This is a genomic window from Leuconostoc citreum, from assembly GCF_007954785.1.
GTDB classification, from domain to species: domain Bacteria; phylum Bacillota; class Bacilli; order Lactobacillales; family Lactobacillaceae; genus Leuconostoc; species Leuconostoc citreum.
Genome location: NZ_CP042410.1, coordinates 707,110 through 721,516, shown reverse-complemented (window position 1 = coordinate 721,516; position 14,407 = coordinate 707,110). Strand labels below are relative to the sequence as shown.

The 14,407-nt window shown below is 35.7% G+C and carries 17 protein-coding genes; all 17 read left to right on the top strand.

From position 1 onward, the window contains the following. The first annotated feature begins 7 nt into the window (after positions 1 to 7). Complete coding sequence (locus FGL72_RS03590) at positions 8 to 235, top strand: TcpD family membrane protein (protein WP_146955627.1); 228 nt, start codon at positions 8 to 10, stop codon at positions 233 to 235. A gap of 5 nt (positions 236 to 240) precedes the next feature. Beyond that, positions 241 to 615: an MFS transporter permease gene (locus FGL72_RS03585; RefSeq protein WP_146955628.1), complete on the top strand. Its 375-nt coding sequence runs from the start codon at positions 241 to 243 to the stop codon at positions 613 to 615. A 163-nt stretch (positions 616 to 778) separates the two neighbouring features. Further along, positions 779 to 1,312 (top strand): alanyl-tRNA synthetase, encoded by a 534-nt coding sequence (locus FGL72_RS03580; RefSeq protein ID WP_243130159.1) that lies wholly within the window; start codon positions 779 to 781, stop codon positions 1,310 to 1,312. 54 nt (positions 1,313 to 1,366) lie between these two features. Beyond that, positions 1,367 to 3,409 carry a CD3337/EF1877 family mobilome membrane protein gene (locus FGL72_RS03575; protein ID WP_146992655.1) on the top strand — a complete coding sequence of 681 codons (2,043 nt, stop codon included), beginning with the start codon at positions 1,367 to 1,369 and terminating at the stop codon, positions 3,407 to 3,409. Then, positions 3,406 to 4,548, top strand: coding sequence for a phage tail tip lysozyme (locus FGL72_RS03570; protein WP_146955631.1), 1,143 nt, complete (start codon positions 3,406 to 3,408; stop codon positions 4,546 to 4,548). The genes FGL72_RS03575 and FGL72_RS03570 overlap by 4 nt, the downstream gene beginning before the upstream one ends. A gap of 15 nt (positions 4,549 to 4,563) precedes the next feature. After that, positions 4,564 to 5,088 (top strand): hypothetical protein, encoded by a 525-nt coding sequence (locus FGL72_RS03565; protein ID WP_146955632.1) that lies wholly within the window; start codon positions 4,564 to 4,566, stop codon positions 5,086 to 5,088. Next, on the top strand, positions 5,078 to 5,644 hold the full coding sequence (locus FGL72_RS03560; protein ID WP_146955633.1) for a hypothetical protein: 567 nt from the start codon (positions 5,078 to 5,080) through the stop codon (positions 5,642 to 5,644). The genes FGL72_RS03565 and FGL72_RS03560 overlap by 11 nt, the downstream gene beginning before the upstream one ends. Before the next feature lie 12 nt (positions 5,645 to 5,656). After that, complete coding sequence (locus tag FGL72_RS03555) at positions 5,657 to 6,115, top strand: thioredoxin domain-containing protein (RefSeq protein WP_146958282.1); 459 nt, start codon at positions 5,657 to 5,659, stop codon at positions 6,113 to 6,115. 31 nt (positions 6,116 to 6,146) lie between these two features. Then, complete coding sequence (locus tag FGL72_RS03550; RefSeq protein WP_146955634.1) at positions 6,147 to 8,651, top strand: ATP-binding protein; 2,505 nt, start codon at positions 6,147 to 6,149, stop codon at positions 8,649 to 8,651. Between the two features lie 17 nt (positions 8,652 to 8,668). Next, positions 8,669 to 8,995 (top strand): hypothetical protein, encoded by a 327-nt coding sequence (locus FGL72_RS03545; RefSeq protein WP_186727495.1) that lies wholly within the window; start codon positions 8,669 to 8,671, stop codon positions 8,993 to 8,995. After that, a complete protein-coding gene (locus tag FGL72_RS03540) occupies positions 8,988 to 9,350 on the top strand; it encodes a hypothetical protein (RefSeq protein WP_146992653.1) in 363 nt (120 codons plus the stop codon). The genes FGL72_RS03545 and FGL72_RS03540 overlap by 8 nt, the downstream gene beginning before the upstream one ends. Then, on the top strand, positions 9,350 to 9,607 hold the full coding sequence (locus tag FGL72_RS03535; protein WP_146955637.1) for a hypothetical protein: 258 nt from the start codon (positions 9,350 to 9,352) through the stop codon (positions 9,605 to 9,607). The genes FGL72_RS03540 and FGL72_RS03535 overlap by 1 nt, the downstream gene beginning before the upstream one ends. Next, complete coding sequence (locus FGL72_RS03530; RefSeq protein WP_146955638.1) at positions 9,607 to 9,918, top strand: hypothetical protein; 312 nt, start codon at positions 9,607 to 9,609, stop codon at positions 9,916 to 9,918. The genes FGL72_RS03535 and FGL72_RS03530 overlap by 1 nt, the downstream gene beginning before the upstream one ends. A gap of 208 nt (positions 9,919 to 10,126) precedes the next feature. Then, positions 10,127 to 11,503, top strand: coding sequence for an ATP-binding protein (locus tag FGL72_RS03525; protein WP_146992651.1), 1,377 nt, complete (start codon positions 10,127 to 10,129; stop codon positions 11,501 to 11,503). Beyond that, positions 11,503 to 11,814 (top strand): hypothetical protein, encoded by a 312-nt coding sequence (locus FGL72_RS03520; RefSeq protein WP_146992649.1) that lies wholly within the window; start codon positions 11,503 to 11,505, stop codon positions 11,812 to 11,814. The genes FGL72_RS03525 and FGL72_RS03520 overlap by 1 nt, the downstream gene beginning before the upstream one ends. Before the next feature lie 279 nt (positions 11,815 to 12,093). Next, complete coding sequence (locus FGL72_RS03515) at positions 12,094 to 12,390, top strand: hypothetical protein (RefSeq protein WP_011679788.1); 297 nt, start codon at positions 12,094 to 12,096, stop codon at positions 12,388 to 12,390. Positions 12,391 to 12,776: 386 nt separating this feature from the next. Further along, positions 12,777 to 14,405: a replication initiation factor domain-containing protein gene (locus tag FGL72_RS03510; RefSeq protein ID WP_146955641.1), complete on the top strand. Its 1,629-nt coding sequence runs from the start codon at positions 12,777 to 12,779 to the stop codon at positions 14,403 to 14,405. Positions 14,406 to 14,407 lie beyond the last annotated feature (2 nt).

Below are 14,407 nucleotides of genomic sequence, written 5' to 3'. Positions count from 1 at the left end.
GAGTATTATGGATATTTATAACGCTTTGAAACCTGTGTTGCTTTTTGGTGTTGTTGTTATCGCTGGTGGCCGTTCAATCGGTCATTATGGTAAGAATGAAACAAAAGCCATGTGGGTAACAATTTTAATTGGCGCTTTGGTTTATTTCTTCGTCAATGGACCAGCCAATACATTAAATGCCTTTTCTGGTTTGATGAATACAATTTTGAATTATATTCAAGGGCTAGGGGGTTAAGGTCTATGTACAATTACAGGCGAGTTTACACGAATTCGGCAAAGTTCAAAACGATTTATGGCGATTTCAAGTTACCAGTTTTTATTGATACTCGAATTGCTGGCGTTTTGTCAATTACAACGGTGATCGATGCCGTGATTATCTTTGTATTCAAACTTTATACTGTGAGTAATGGGGGTTTAACATTGGGGTTTGCTCTATTGGTTAGCACATTAGTTGGTGTTTATCAATTAGACAAACTACTCAAAGTTGATGATTTACCATTTGAGACAACGCTTAAATATGCTTTAACACATTATTGGCGTTATTGGTTTCAAAAGAAACAGTTGTATCAGGATAAACATTTGAATAGTAATCATAAGCGGTATCAAATTTTATAGTCTTTAAAAAGCATGTGAAAGCATGTTTTTATCATGTTATCGTCAATTGAAAGATAGGGCAGTGCTGGGGCAGTTCCAGCAGGTAACATTTTAATTTACAAAAAAATGGAAAGGTTGGTGTGATAGAATGGATATATTAACAACACGATATGAGAGAATGAATATGTCTGAAAAACCAAAAAAATTTGAGAAAAAGAATTTATTGTATCTAGTGATTGCAGGACTAGCTTTAGTCATTATCATTTTATTAGCATCATGGGTCATAATTTCCAATAATTCGGGTGCGACTACTGAAGAAACTGGTGCAACGGCTAAAGTAAGTAGTAGTGCATCGAGTATATCAAGCTCATCAACTAGTAAATACGTTGAGGGTAAAGACTACACTGTTAAATATTCAAATGACGGTATTATTGATAAAGCTAGTGTTGATGAAGCTATGACAGCTACTGGTGTTAATAATTATGAAAATGATATGAATACTGACGGTGGTAACTATGCAAAAATTGAACTCTATTATAATAAAGCAAAGAACGTAGTTGTTCAAAAACTATTTCAGAATGGTTATAAAAACAATGAGCCAACGGTGATAATAGCTTACGATTTATCAAAAAAAGAAATGGTAACAGGTCACATTGGACGGTTGTATTATGATAATCAGCCATTAGTATATACTTGGACGAATAATACAGTTCAATAAATATGTTAGTGTTTGCAATGTTTGCAGGCGCTTTTTATTTTGAAAGGAAAGCACATGTTAATAAAATTATGTCGGAAGCTAATTATTTTGGCTTCTTTTTTGTTTGTTTTGGGTTTTGCACAAACACAAGTATCTGCCAATGATAGTAGTAATTCGAACAGTTCCGTAATTTCTGATGATACTACTAAGGCAATCGATGATGCTTCAAAGCAAGCTGAACAAGCAGTCGGAGAAGTAACCAGTGATGCGGAAAAAAAGTCAGGGGATACTTCTTCCACTAGTGATTATACGGAGACAGAAATTAAATTAAATCTAACTCAACATAATATGAACTGGGTAAACAGTCATATTTTGCAAAATTACAAGTTCTATCATCAAGATAGTTCATTGACAGATTTTTCTTCTGGTGCGGCACATATTATGACTGATCTGTTTACAGCTGTTAATTTAAATATTGTTTATCCGTTGTTTGATAAGTCACTATCAACGATGTTTGATTTGACGAATATTACTGATGGTATCAATAAAGTTTTAGGTAGCGTGGGAAAATATTCTCAAAAAGCATGGCAAAGTGATGCCTTAAAAGGACTACTTTATGTAGCATTTGGCATTGGGCTTATTTGGACGTTTGCAAAAAGTATTAAAAATGGAGGTGGTTTAAAATCAATTCTTACGATACTTGTTATTGCAGTTGTCGGTTCGGCTTGGGTTAGTGGTGGTAGTACAGTATTAAAAACAATCAATACGTTAACTTCTAATGCGCAAACAGCCGTCTTTGTGGCGACAAGTGATATTGATGATAGTGGTTATACTTCAACTGGCGATGATTTCCAAGGTACTTTACGATACGCATACTTTACAAAAGCGGTTGAGCGACCTTTTTTGTTAGGTAATTATGGTGTTGCCACAATGGCAGATGCCGAAAAAGGTAATGATAAAATGGGTAACCCTTATCGTTTAATTGGTGGTAACGTCACTGATGATGTGTTGACAGAATTTGCGAAGAATAATAGTTATATTAAAAAGAAAGGCGGACAAGAATGGTATCAAGTCGCAATCGCCTTTATGTCGCCAGTGATGTCGGTTGCCTATGGTATACCTTTACTAATGGTTGGTTTAGCTAATCTATTAGTTCAATTAGGGGCTATTTTACTGTATTATTTAGCGCCTTTTACAATTATGATTTCACTTCTTCCAAAATTTGCGAATAGTGCTTTAAAAACTGCAATGGGTGCGCTGGGGTTGCTTTTTGCTAAGGTTGGTTTGTTATTTGGCATCATGTTTATTAGTTGGGTTGGCAATGTGACCGATACTGTTATTCCACCAACAAATAGTGCAAGTTCAATGTTAAACTCAATTGTTTATATTGTTTTGATGATTCTACTTTGGAAAAACAAAAGTTGGTTAGTGCAAACGATTACTGGTTCAAGTGTAGCTAATAATGCTATGAACAAAATCAGTATGACTCGGGCAGGACGTAAAGCACTAGGTACGGCAAATGAAATGCGTAATAGTGCTAATCGTATGTATCAAGGCGCACGTAACGGTATCAAACGTGGCAAAGACATGAAAGACAATTACAAAGACAAGCATAGTGATGATTTTGATGATGATGAACTTCGTGATGAAATTGAACAGGAAGAACAAGCAAAGCGTAAGCAAGCTCGCAAAGACTACCTTTCAAAAGATATGGCAAAGCATCAAGCACAAGTGAAAAAAGACCGTGCTAGTCGTTTAAAGAATGCAATGCCAAATCAAGATACACCACATGACATGCCACAGTCAAAGGGCAATGATTTGCCTGATAATAACGGTACACATAGTAGAGCAATTGCTGATGAAGTGAAATTGCCACGCTATCAACGTTCTAAAGAATTAAAGAAAGTCCCTGAAACGTCTGATAGCGCCACAGAGCCAACAGGACGTAAATCAAGTAAAAGTTATGAAACCGGTTCTAAAGAGGCACAGACAAGACGTGAGGCACGTTCAAAGGTATTGAAGTCAAAAGATGATACCACACATTTTAATCAACGTTTACAAGCTGATACTGAACAGCGTAAACAAAACAAGCAAGATTTAGATAAGGAGTTGCGATGAAAAAACTTCTGAAAGGCTATTTAATAGCTATTTTATCCCTTGTTTTTTTAATTATTGTCATTATTGGTATGTTTTCTAGCAATAGTGATCAGTGTCAATCTACCAGTACAGACGTTAGTGTCACAACCAGTGCTGATAAAGAAGCGGTTGCTAAGTCATTGCATGACAACCTTAAAAAAATATCAAGTGTGACCGAAGCTGGTATTGCTGGTTATCTGGGTAATACACAACATGAAAGTGGTTTTAATGCTAGTGTTGTGCAATCAAATGCAACTTACAATGAGACAACGGCAATGAACGCTAGTATCAGTGGTTACGCTTTTGGGCTTAATCAATGGGACAATTCAAGGCGTGTTGAGTTGCTGAATTATGCGAAATCTCAAAATAAAAAGTGGACTGATGCCAGCTTGCAATTAGATTTTGCCCTTAATCATGACGGCACGAACTCTGATTTATTAAAGCAAGGTCTGAAAATGACTAACGTTGATGATGCCACTGAATTTTTAAGAGCTAGTTGGGAACGTGGTGGTGTTGGGACAACAGCTACAAGACAAAGCTATGCTCGTTCTTGGTATGCTAAGTTTTCCAATGGGTCATCAGATACAGCCGTTGACACCGCCACAACTGGTACTGAAACAACTCAAAATACTGATAACACAACTAATAATTCCAGTGGTTGCTCAACCAATGTTGCGCAAGGTATGGGAACTAGTGGTGCGCCAGTTAAAGAAATTCCTAGTGCCTATAAAAGCAAAATTAAAGATACGAATTTCACAGCCACGTCATCATCAAATACTTATCCATTCGGACAATGTACTTGGTATACCTATAATCGTATGCAAGAATTAGGCACACCAGTAGAAAATGGCTTAGGTAATGGTGCTGATTGGGGTAAGAATGCTAAAGCCAAAGGGTATAAAACTGATAGTCAACCACATGTGGGTTGGGCAGTTAGTTTCTCACAAGGTGCAGACGGTGCCGACCCGACTTACGGACACGTAGCCGTAGTTGAAGCGATCAGTGATGACGGTAAGCATTTCTTAGTTAGTGAATGTAATGTTGTGGCATCTGGGACTGGAACGGTTAGTTTTAGAGAATTAACAGCAGGTCAAGGCGTAACCTTTATTCAAGGTAAATAATCGAAAGGAGATAGTATGAAAAATAGCCGTTTAATCATTGTTGCGTGTTTAGTTTTGGCTGGTATTCTTGTAACACAATTTAATCAGATGCCTAATTTAGATAAACAATTAGTTCAAGCTAAAGCTGATTTAAAGCAAGCTAAATTAAGTCAAAAAAAGTCAAAGACAATCGTATCTAGTCCTCAATCACAACAATCGACAGTTAGTGATAGCACTAATCAAGTCACTAATTTTGTAAAAACATTTAGTAATCAGCCTACTTCAACTTATCCTGATAGTTTGAAAGGGTTGGCATCACAAAAAGTGATTAACGAATTAACACAGACTTTTGCGCCTACTGTGACGTTTAGTGACAAGGCACATTATGATGTACCACTTGTCGGGCTTAAAAATGCTTGGGGGTCTGATTTAGAATATTTAGTTATTGCTAAGAGTGATGTACAAAGTGTGGCTTACACAATCACTTATGATACTGATGAAAAGCAAGTGACTGATATGTCACGACTAAACTTGAAAGGGGCATTCGATAATGAAAAATAAGGTTTTACTTAGCATTATGAGTTTGCTTTTAGTTAGTCTTGGCATCACAATGTCAATCACAAATCATAAACGGTCACAGATAGCAGAAGTTAGAAAGGAAGTGTCGCAAGTGGCTAAAACACAAAAGCATGTCACGACACAAATTGATAACTTGCAAACGACTTACAATGCAAATGATGCGACAGCTAAACGAAAGTTATTAGAATTTGCAAAGGCTTATTATACTTTTAGTAGTCAGTCAGATTATGATAAGCGATTTAGTAAGGTGTCTGGTATTGTGTCACTATCTAAAGACCAGCAAAACAGTTTATTTGATAGTGGACTAGATGCCACTGGTGGGTCACGAATTGATAATCTTGGTTTAACTAGTGAGTATCAAACAGCCACAGGTTATACAAGTGATTTAGATAATCAAACAATCGAAAGCCTAGCGAATGTGGTTGTACAAACTAGTGGTACAGGTCAAAAAGCAATCAATCAAACCGTTCTTTTACATGGCTGGTTTGATATAAAAACGCAGAAACTAACATCAATTAAAATCAATCAAATACAGTAAGGAGAATGAATGATGAAACATTATATTAAAGGGGGTAATGAAACTAAGAAAGGGAATAAAAAACAGTTACCCAAACCCATTACAATTATTATCAATAGCGTATTACCAGTCATTTTGTTATTAGTGGCTGGTTTTTATTTTATCCCGAAAGCATCAATGTATTTTCAAAATAATGATGTGAAAGGGTTAGATACAAATGTACAAGCTGTGATGTTTTACAATGCCGATTGCGCACATTGTCAAAAGGTCTATCCCAAAATCTTTTGGCACAATGTTTTGAATTTCAATCATGAGGACAAACAAATTCAAACAATCAATGTGCAAAACGTCAATAACAAACATTATGTGTCTGACTTTGCGATACAAGAAACACCAACGTTTATGAAACCTAATAACCCAAACATGAAGCTTGTCTCAACTGATGTGAAACAAATTAACAATTTTGCAGAAACTGGGGCAAGTGATCAATGACAAATTTTAAAAGAAAGGTAGGTCATTAAGTATGGCAAAGAATGTCAATGTAAAGTACGAAAACCCAGTTGTGCAATATCAAGATAATTTACTCCTGACAATAATCGGTGATGTGTGGGCTTACTATCAGTTAAAACCATTTCAAATCAATGTCGCTAATGCACAAGATAAAAGCAATTTTAAAGAAACATTTGTTGATGTGTTTGAGCGTTTACAAAAATATGATGATGTTGATTTGAAGTTGATTCCAGTTGATATGGACTTGGCGGGGCGTATTCAAGGCACTAGTCCTGATTGGGCAAAAGATATAGCTGATGTGGCGCAATACTATATGGGTCAAGAAGAAGTCGATATTTTGGAAAGTGAATTTAAGCCAGCAATTCGTGATGAATTCTATATTGGTGTTAAGTTGAAAAATACCAGTGTTGGGGACGACTTAAAAGACAAGTTCCAGTTTGCCACAGATTTAATCTTGCGTAGATTGGCAGAAACCATGCGTTATCAGGTCAAGTTTGATGACAAATTCTTTGAACGTTATCAAACTATGAATGATGATGTACTTGGTATTTTGCGACCGCTAGATGCCGTTAAAATGTCCGAAGAAAAGTTAATCAATATGTTAGGCTCAACTTATCATCATCAAGGAATGAAAGATTTTTCTAACATGCGTGATACGGCTTTTGATTTAGCAAAATTGGGTATTGTCAAACGTGAAACGCAGGAAGAAACAGACTATATTAGTCACTTGGTTTTGAATTTGCCTGATAGACTAGACAATTTAGCGCTTATTCCTGAATTACAATCGTTTAAATTTCCTGTTGAAGTTCATTTTAAAATCAATTTTCCACAACGTGACGGTTTTAAAGGAATGAAACAAGAGACTAGAAGTTCAAAAGGAAAGTACAAAGATGAATTAGAAGATGCCTTGTCAAGTGATGATGATAGTTCAAAGCGTTCTCGAACAAATTATGCTTTAGCACAAGACTTGGCTGATGTTATGGATAGTAAAGATGCTTTTATGCAATGGCTGTTAGTTCTAGTAGTGCGTGATGATGATGTTAAGCAATTAAAAACTAAGATTAGAGAAATTAAAACACGATTATCTACCTTTAGTCGTGAAATAGAAGTTTTTCAACCTAGTTTTAATCAAGAATTATTGTTGTATCAAAATCTGCCAGCGACTAATTTGGGCGTTTTTAAACGTTGGCGACAATTTACCAATGCGCCAGCCCTAGCCCAGTTGATGTTTGGTACTAGTCACGAATTAGGGTCTCGAACTGGCTTTTATATTGGACGTGTGTTAGATACAAACCGTTACTTTAGTGTCGATAGCGCCGTGGCATCTTCAAGAACATTGCTTTTAATCAACCCAGTGATTGCCAACAAAGGAATTGTTGGGGCGAAAACAGATAGTCCACACATAGCGATCACTGGCGATACCGGACAAGGAAAGTCATTCTTAGTTAAAATTCTGTTGAATTATCTTGCTATGTTCGATGTCAAGCTGTTGTACGTTGACCCTAAGCAAGAAGTGAGACGTTGGTTTAAAGCATCATTGGAAGATAATGAAAACCCGTTTTTCACTAAGCTGATGAATTCATTTCATTATGTGACTTTGAATGCCAATGATAGTGCTAACCGTGGTGTTCTTGACCCAATGCTTACTTTGAACAGTAAAAGTACAGTTGATGAAATACCTAGTGTCTTGACGTTGGTTAAGGAAATGTTGGTACAAGTTCGGTCAATCTCACAAGATATGGAACTTGATACGGCTTTGACGAATGCAATTAAGCAAGTTTGTAATCAACGATTAGCAGGCGAACAAGTTGGTACAATGGCGATTATCGAAATTCTAAAAGCTGGCAATGAGAAGTCACAACAGTTAGCGAATTATTATGAGAGTGTCATTCCTGATAGTATGTTAAAACTTGCTTTTAGTAACGGACAAACGGATAGTATCGAATTTAATAATCAACGGACAATTTTAGAAGTGACGGGTTTGGACTTGCCACACGCTGAACAAGAAGTACGTAGTTACACTGAAACACAAAAATATTCGGTATCGATTATGTTGGCATTAGGTAAGTACCTTGAAAAATTTGGACGTGAAGACACGAAACGATTTAGTGCTGAAATTATTGATGAAGCGTGGATATTTAACGCTTCGCCTGCTGGACGTAAAGTCTTGGACGGCATCAAGCGTTTGGGTCGTTCTGAAAACAATATGCTGATATATTCCACTCAAAGAGTTGGTGATGTCAATGATGAAAAGAGTAACGGTCAATATGGACAAATATTTGCCTTTGATAGCGCTGATGATAGTGAGCGTGAAAATATCTTGCGACATTTTGGTTTGCCAGTGAATAAATCAAATATGGATATGTTAAAAGACCTGAAAAAGGGTCAATGTTTGTTTAGGGATATTTATGGTCGTGTCGGTAAGGTGGTTATCCATTCGTTATTTGAAGAATGGACGAAAGCCTTTAAGACAGTTGATAAGAACGCTGGTGCGGAGCTTGAAGCAAAGTACGGATAAGAAAGTAGGAACTAATAATGAATGTTGTATTTTTAGTGATTGTTGGGGTTGGCATTTGGTATGTGTATTTTAGACATGATGCCGAATTGAAAAAATTAGATCAGTTGGCACAAGATATTTATAAGACAAAAGACTTGGCAATTACTATGCCACAGGCTAGTGATTTGTCAAAAGATATTCAAGAGACAACTGGTGTGATTACTGGTAAGACAGTGACTGCTTTTGATAAAAAGCAACTTACTTTAAAGATTGAAGCCAGTGGTTATACAATTACGGTTATTTTGGATAAAAAGCGAGATGTGGTTCGCTTTGATGTAACGAACAGAGGTAAGGTTGATGACTAAAGTTGATTTTACAATGGCAGATTTACAAAGTACAATGCTTGGTTATTCCGAGGGTATGCTTGTGAATGAAGATGTTTCACGGAAAGCTAATCGTGCTTATAAGTTATTTCATGATAAGTATTTAGCAATCAAAGACCAAATCAAAGATTTTGATGAAGCAAGATATGCTTTTATTTATCATGATATGTCGTTAGAGTATTTTGCAAAACAAGCAAAGTTAATGGTTAGAGCAGGTAATTATAATAGCTTAGATATTTTTGGTAATTATCTTGAATATATTGATAGCTACAATGAATTATCGGCATTGATTAGAAATGATTATGTGCCTGTTAAAAGTGATGAAAAAGAGGTTTAATCATGAGTGAATTTAAAAAGTATCGTATGACACGTAAAAATGTGTTGTTGTTAGCTCAAGCAATTATCAATGTTCATGGAAAGATTGCTTGGCAAGATTATGCTAGTGATAGTCCTTATCCCGACCAACATAGTCTTACTTTGAATGAGATTAAGGGCAGTCCTCAAAAATTTGAACGATTTAGAAATGAATTCACACATCAAATGTATGATTATGTCATCAATGATGAGATGCAGAGATTGGAGAGTGAACGTTAATGTTTGGCTTAACAGTTGATGAATTTAAACAATCTTATTTTCCGAAGTATAGAGAGAGCGGTGTTATTACTATTGCTGATGTAAAAGATGCTAAGCGTTGTTCTGATAAATTTCATGATTTTTTAGTGAATAGTGTTTTTTATTCTAGTGTGGCTTGCTTTAGGGTTTATGATAATGAATTATTTGGTTTTTACAAACAAGCTGAAAGATGTTTGAAGTCAGGTAAGACAGATGCTTCAAACATTGAAGTTGAGTGGCGTTTATTGGCTGGTAGTGGCTTGACGTGTCGTCGTTTTCTATCGGGTAATTGATAAGGGGTACATTTATGAATTGGATAGACTTATTAAAATATCTTTTGATTAGTTTCTTTATCTGGTTTAATTACATTATATTTGTTGAGAAAGGGGAAGATTGGAAATTAAGTTTGGTAGCGTTTATTTGGGGTTTTGGTTTTTTTTCAAGTTTGATTTATTTTTTTTCTTTGAATTTGTAATGTTTAATATGTTGGAGGAATAGTTAGTGTTTAAGAAAATTAAATACAGCGATCAGTATTTAGCAAAGACTTTATTTAAAAGGACTTTGCTTTTTGTTTGGTTTGTAGTAACAGTTTGTTTTGGTTTTTGGTATTTAAACATTTTTCAAGCCTTGATGCAAGGACAATATAGTTGGTGGTATTTGTTGCCTATTGTGTTAAGCATCTTGTTGACTGGTTTGTTTGGTTGGGGTTTTTTTTGGTTTTACAAGAATTATGCCCCAGAACATTCCGACTTTATTTCAAAGTACCTGAAAACAGTTGAATTACGCCAGATGATAAGCCTGTTGATTGTTTCCAAAGGGTTCTTTGATACTGCTAGTGATGATAATGGGACATTTATAGCTTATTTCCCAAAATTAAAATTAAAGGTATTACACAAAACAGGTCAACTGATTTTACAAGAGCCAGTAGACGGCCAGAAATACATGGAAAGTTTTTCTAAAAATGAGTTTGATAATGTTGTTGAAACAGCATTACTCGCTGATAGACAAACAAGTGAATTTAGTAAAAATAAAATGATTAGTACCTTTGCTTTTGACCCGATTAAGTTTAGAAGACAGTTAGAAGAATTGAAACCTAAAAAAGGGTTATTGCAAATTTCAAAGGGTATTGATTGGAAGTATGATACTTTCTACAATGCTTTACTATCAGGTAACGTTGGTACTGGTAAATCTTATACTATGTTTGCGATTATTGGGCAGTTATTACAGGTTACTAAATTTGTTTATATCATTGACCCAAAACGGTCTGATTTAGCTGGTTTAAAACATGTACCTGAATTAAAAAATAATGTTTTTAGTGTGGCATCTGAAATCAATCAAGCTGTGATAGATTTTTATACTAAAATGATGGCTCGTGCTGAAAAAATTGAAGCAATTAAAGCATCGGGTAAAGTTGGGACTTATAAAGATTTTGGGTTTACACCTTATTTTTTAGTGTTTGATGAATTTGGTGCTTATTATGAAATGAATGATAGATTGGCTTATGATGACCCAACTAAAGCTAGTTATGAGACAGCAATGTCAAATCTTAGAGAGATTGCTATGTTGGGACGTGAACTAGGTTTTTATATTTTAATTGGTATGCAAAGACCTGATGCAGGCACGTTACCTATGGCAATACGTAACCAATTGAATATGCGTATTAACATGGGTGTGCCAACACCTGAAATTGAAAAAATGGTATTCCCTGATAATGAAAAGCAGTTGCGCCCTTTGTCATCTAGTTTGAAAGGTTGGGGCTTTATTAAGATTGGGGACAGTCAAGTCAGGTCATTCTTTGCACCAGAAGTACCAAAAGATTTTAATTTACATGAATACATGCGTGAAAATATCGCAATAAGAGAAAGACAGGGAAAATAATGGCAGATGATATTATGGCAATTGAGCGAACTAGGTTAAGTCTAGTGAATGGTTCAAGAAATATGTCGTTGATGTTGGATAAGTTACGTTCGATTGATGCCAATGAAATGGCTAACATTAGAAATATTGTTAAGAATATTGATGTTGAAAGTGGCGCAATTGAAAATGAAAAAGCGTTACGATTTATTGCAGAAATAAGAGATGTTGATGTTTTTAATTTTACACAGGATATTGTCGATTTGATGAAGCATATTGAAAGTTCGCAAGAACAGTTAGATGCGTACATCAAAGAGTTTAGAAAATTGGTCTAAAACAAGTTTACTTGTGAAATTTTAAAAATGACGTGATGAAATAGGCGTTTTAAGGACTTTGTGAAAGGTTTTGAAAATGTTCTATTTTTTAGTGCTTTAAAACGTTGATATAGCGTTACTTTTTATAGCGTACCTTATGTAAACCTTGATTGGTCTAGTAGAAAATAGGAGTTAGAAATGATGAAATACCACGCAAGAAGTCCAACACTTAGCATCTGTGTTTGGCTTTGCTGTTAATTAAATATTTGTAGTTTAAAAAGAAAAAGTAGGTAAAAAATTATGGCTTTAGAAGTTAAAAAAATTCAATCTTTGTCCGCTCAATCAATTGAAGATTTGAAGGCAATTGAAAAGATAGGTGGACTTGAACACCTTGCTCAACTAAGTGATGAACTTAAAAAAGCAATGGCAGATGAGGAACAGTTACGTGCTGTTAGCCCAATGCTTCCACCTTACTTTGCAGAACTACGTAAAAATTTAGGTTTTTTGCTTGGTACGGCTAAGTCTTTGCAGACACACGGTGTCAATCGTACAAAGGATATTGAGGGTCTTTTGGATCAACTGTCACATATTAAGTAAGTAACTATTGTTAAAGCTCTAGTCTTTTACAGCAAATGTCCTGTGAGAGACCGGGGCTTTATGTACATAGTGACTTTATTTTAGGCGTGGCTCGACCAAAGGAAGAGACAGTGCCACGCCCAGCCCTAGCGTAGCGTTGGGGCTGGGTGCGTGGTCGCTGTTAAGCAAATGCAAAGCATTTGTAAGCGACTGGCACATGCGCCAAAAATAAAGTCACCAAAAAGGCTTTAACCCCCAGTTACTAACAGGGGGGTTAAACCGGTAAAAACGCTGAAAGCGTCAACCCAATATGGGGAACAAACGCCGGTATGAAGCCATTTAGAACAAAAAACAAAAATGTCCCTTTGAAAGTACCAAATGGGACATTTTAAAAAAGGAAAGCCGACATGATAACGATTAACAATGAGCCAACAGCTTATACACCTATATTTCTAGGCACAACACAACATAGTTTACGGTTATCGTTGGAAATACTTATCATGGTTGGTATGAAATTGAATGATGAAATTGTTGAGACTTATAACGTAACTGTACCAGCCATTGAATTGGGACAATTACCTAATATCGGTAGTCAGATTGCGATTGATGAAATTACTGGTAGTGAATTATCAGGCTTTAAGGCAAAACTTAAACAGTCTGATGCAAAAATACAAAATACGGCTTCAACTGAATTAGAAAAATTAGTCGATTTAAAAAACGTTGGTCGATACCAACTATTGAAAGGGAAAAATATTATGACACAAGATTTAAATGCACCAGAACTAACAAATGATAATTTAATATTGATGCGACAACTGCTTGGGATAACACAACAAGAATTAGCTACTGCACTGGATATTAGTAGAAAAACAGTTACTCGTTTTGAAAATGGAGAACAAAAAATATCAGATAAGTTTGTTGATAAATTGTTAGTAGCCTATCCAGATTTAGCAGAAAGCATTGAAGTACAATTCGATTGGGTTTCATTAACGTTCCCAGATTTAACTTCAAAGCAAGTGATTGCTGATGTGTTACGTTTGCAGGAAAATTTGTTTTTAGAACGTCCTACGTCTCAAAACTTTTATACTCGTGAAATGGCATTTGCTGGCGAAAAAAATATTTACATACAAGACTTTGCGCCAGTGAAAAACCCAGAAACACAGGCTATGGATCAAAAATTTGGGACAACGCTTTATTTAACTGGTAAAGGCACACGGCTGTTTGAAAAAGCTTTGTTAGAGCAGAGTATGAATTGGCATGACTTTTTTGCAAAAGCACGATTATATCGGGGGCATCTAACACGATTAGATATTGCAATCAATGATAAATGGGGTCTGCTGAACATGAATGACCTTGTTAAGGCTGTACAGGAAAAGCGTTTTTGGAGTAAATCAAAGTCTTATGCAGTGCATGGCAACGTTGATGACGGCTGGACGGTTGATTTTGGTAAGTCGCCTTTTGTTATCCGTGCCTATGATAAGCACAAAGAACAAGCTAATAAAGGCTATGACACTGATGTAAAAACTCGTGTGGAATTAGAATTGCATCAAGATAAAGCAGAGTATGTCCTTGATGAGTGGCTTAATCAAGATAAGAAATTGGTGGATATAACCTTTGATATTTTGTATACCTATTTGTGGTTTACTAATGGCAAAATTGATGACCAACAATTGAAATCAGATACAGTGCGTGATGAGATTGAAGCAACGGTTGAGCCGATGCCTGCTTGGTCGTTACTAACAGCTTTAGGCAAGAAAATGAAATTTGTTAGAGAGCCAAAAAAGCAAAGTGTTGAGCGTATTGAAAAATGGGTTTTACAGTCGGTTGTGCCTAGTCTAGCGGTATTGAAGAAAACAGGACATTGGCATGAAATCATTGAAGCAATCAATGCAGTGGAATTATCGGCTGAACACGAAAAACTGGTTATGGCAACTACTAAAAATGCGATTACACAGGCAAGTAAGCAGTTAAATATCAACTTTGAAAAGCCGACTAAAAAATACAACGAAGATGATGAACAAGGAAAGGGGGCATGATA

Excerpts from the sequence above, each read along its gene's own strand:
- FGL72_RS03590 (WP_146955627.1), top strand. The coding sequence starts at position 8 with ATGGATATTTATAACGCTTTGAAACCTGTGTTGCTTTTTGGTGTTGTT.
- FGL72_RS03585 (WP_146955628.1), top strand. The coding sequence starts at position 241 with ATGTACAATTACAGGCGAGTTTACACGAATTCGGCAAAGTTCAAAACG.
- FGL72_RS03580 (WP_243130159.1), top strand. The coding sequence starts at position 779 with ATGTCTGAAAAACCAAAAAAATTTGAGAAAAAGAATTTATTGTATCTA.
- FGL72_RS03575 (WP_146992655.1), top strand. The coding sequence starts at position 1,367 with ATGTTAATAAAATTATGTCGGAAGCTAATTATTTTGGCTTCTTTTTTG.
- FGL72_RS03570 (WP_146955631.1), top strand. The coding sequence starts at position 3,406 with ATGAAAAAACTTCTGAAAGGCTATTTAATAGCTATTTTATCCCTTGTT.
- FGL72_RS03565 (WP_146955632.1), top strand. The coding sequence starts at position 4,564 with ATGAAAAATAGCCGTTTAATCATTGTTGCGTGTTTAGTTTTGGCTGGT.
- FGL72_RS03560 (WP_146955633.1), top strand. The coding sequence starts at position 5,078 with ATGAAAAATAAGGTTTTACTTAGCATTATGAGTTTGCTTTTAGTTAGT.
- FGL72_RS03555 (WP_146958282.1), top strand. The coding sequence starts at position 5,657 with ATGAAACATTATATTAAAGGGGGTAATGAAACTAAGAAAGGGAATAAA.
- FGL72_RS03550 (WP_146955634.1), top strand. The coding sequence starts at position 6,147 with ATGGCAAAGAATGTCAATGTAAAGTACGAAAACCCAGTTGTGCAATAT.
- FGL72_RS03545 (WP_186727495.1), top strand. The coding sequence starts at position 8,669 with ATGAATGTTGTATTTTTAGTGATTGTTGGGGTTGGCATTTGGTATGTG.
- FGL72_RS03540 (WP_146992653.1), top strand. The coding sequence starts at position 8,988 with ATGACTAAAGTTGATTTTACAATGGCAGATTTACAAAGTACAATGCTT.
- FGL72_RS03530 (WP_146955638.1), top strand. The coding sequence starts at position 9,607 with ATGTTTGGCTTAACAGTTGATGAATTTAAACAATCTTATTTTCCGAAG.
- FGL72_RS03520 (WP_146992649.1), top strand. The coding sequence starts at position 11,503 with ATGGCAGATGATATTATGGCAATTGAGCGAACTAGGTTAAGTCTAGTG.
- FGL72_RS03515 (WP_011679788.1), top strand. The coding sequence starts at position 12,094 with ATGGCTTTAGAAGTTAAAAAAATTCAATCTTTGTCCGCTCAATCAATT.
- FGL72_RS03510 (WP_146955641.1), top strand. The coding sequence starts at position 12,777 with ATGATAACGATTAACAATGAGCCAACAGCTTATACACCTATATTTCTA.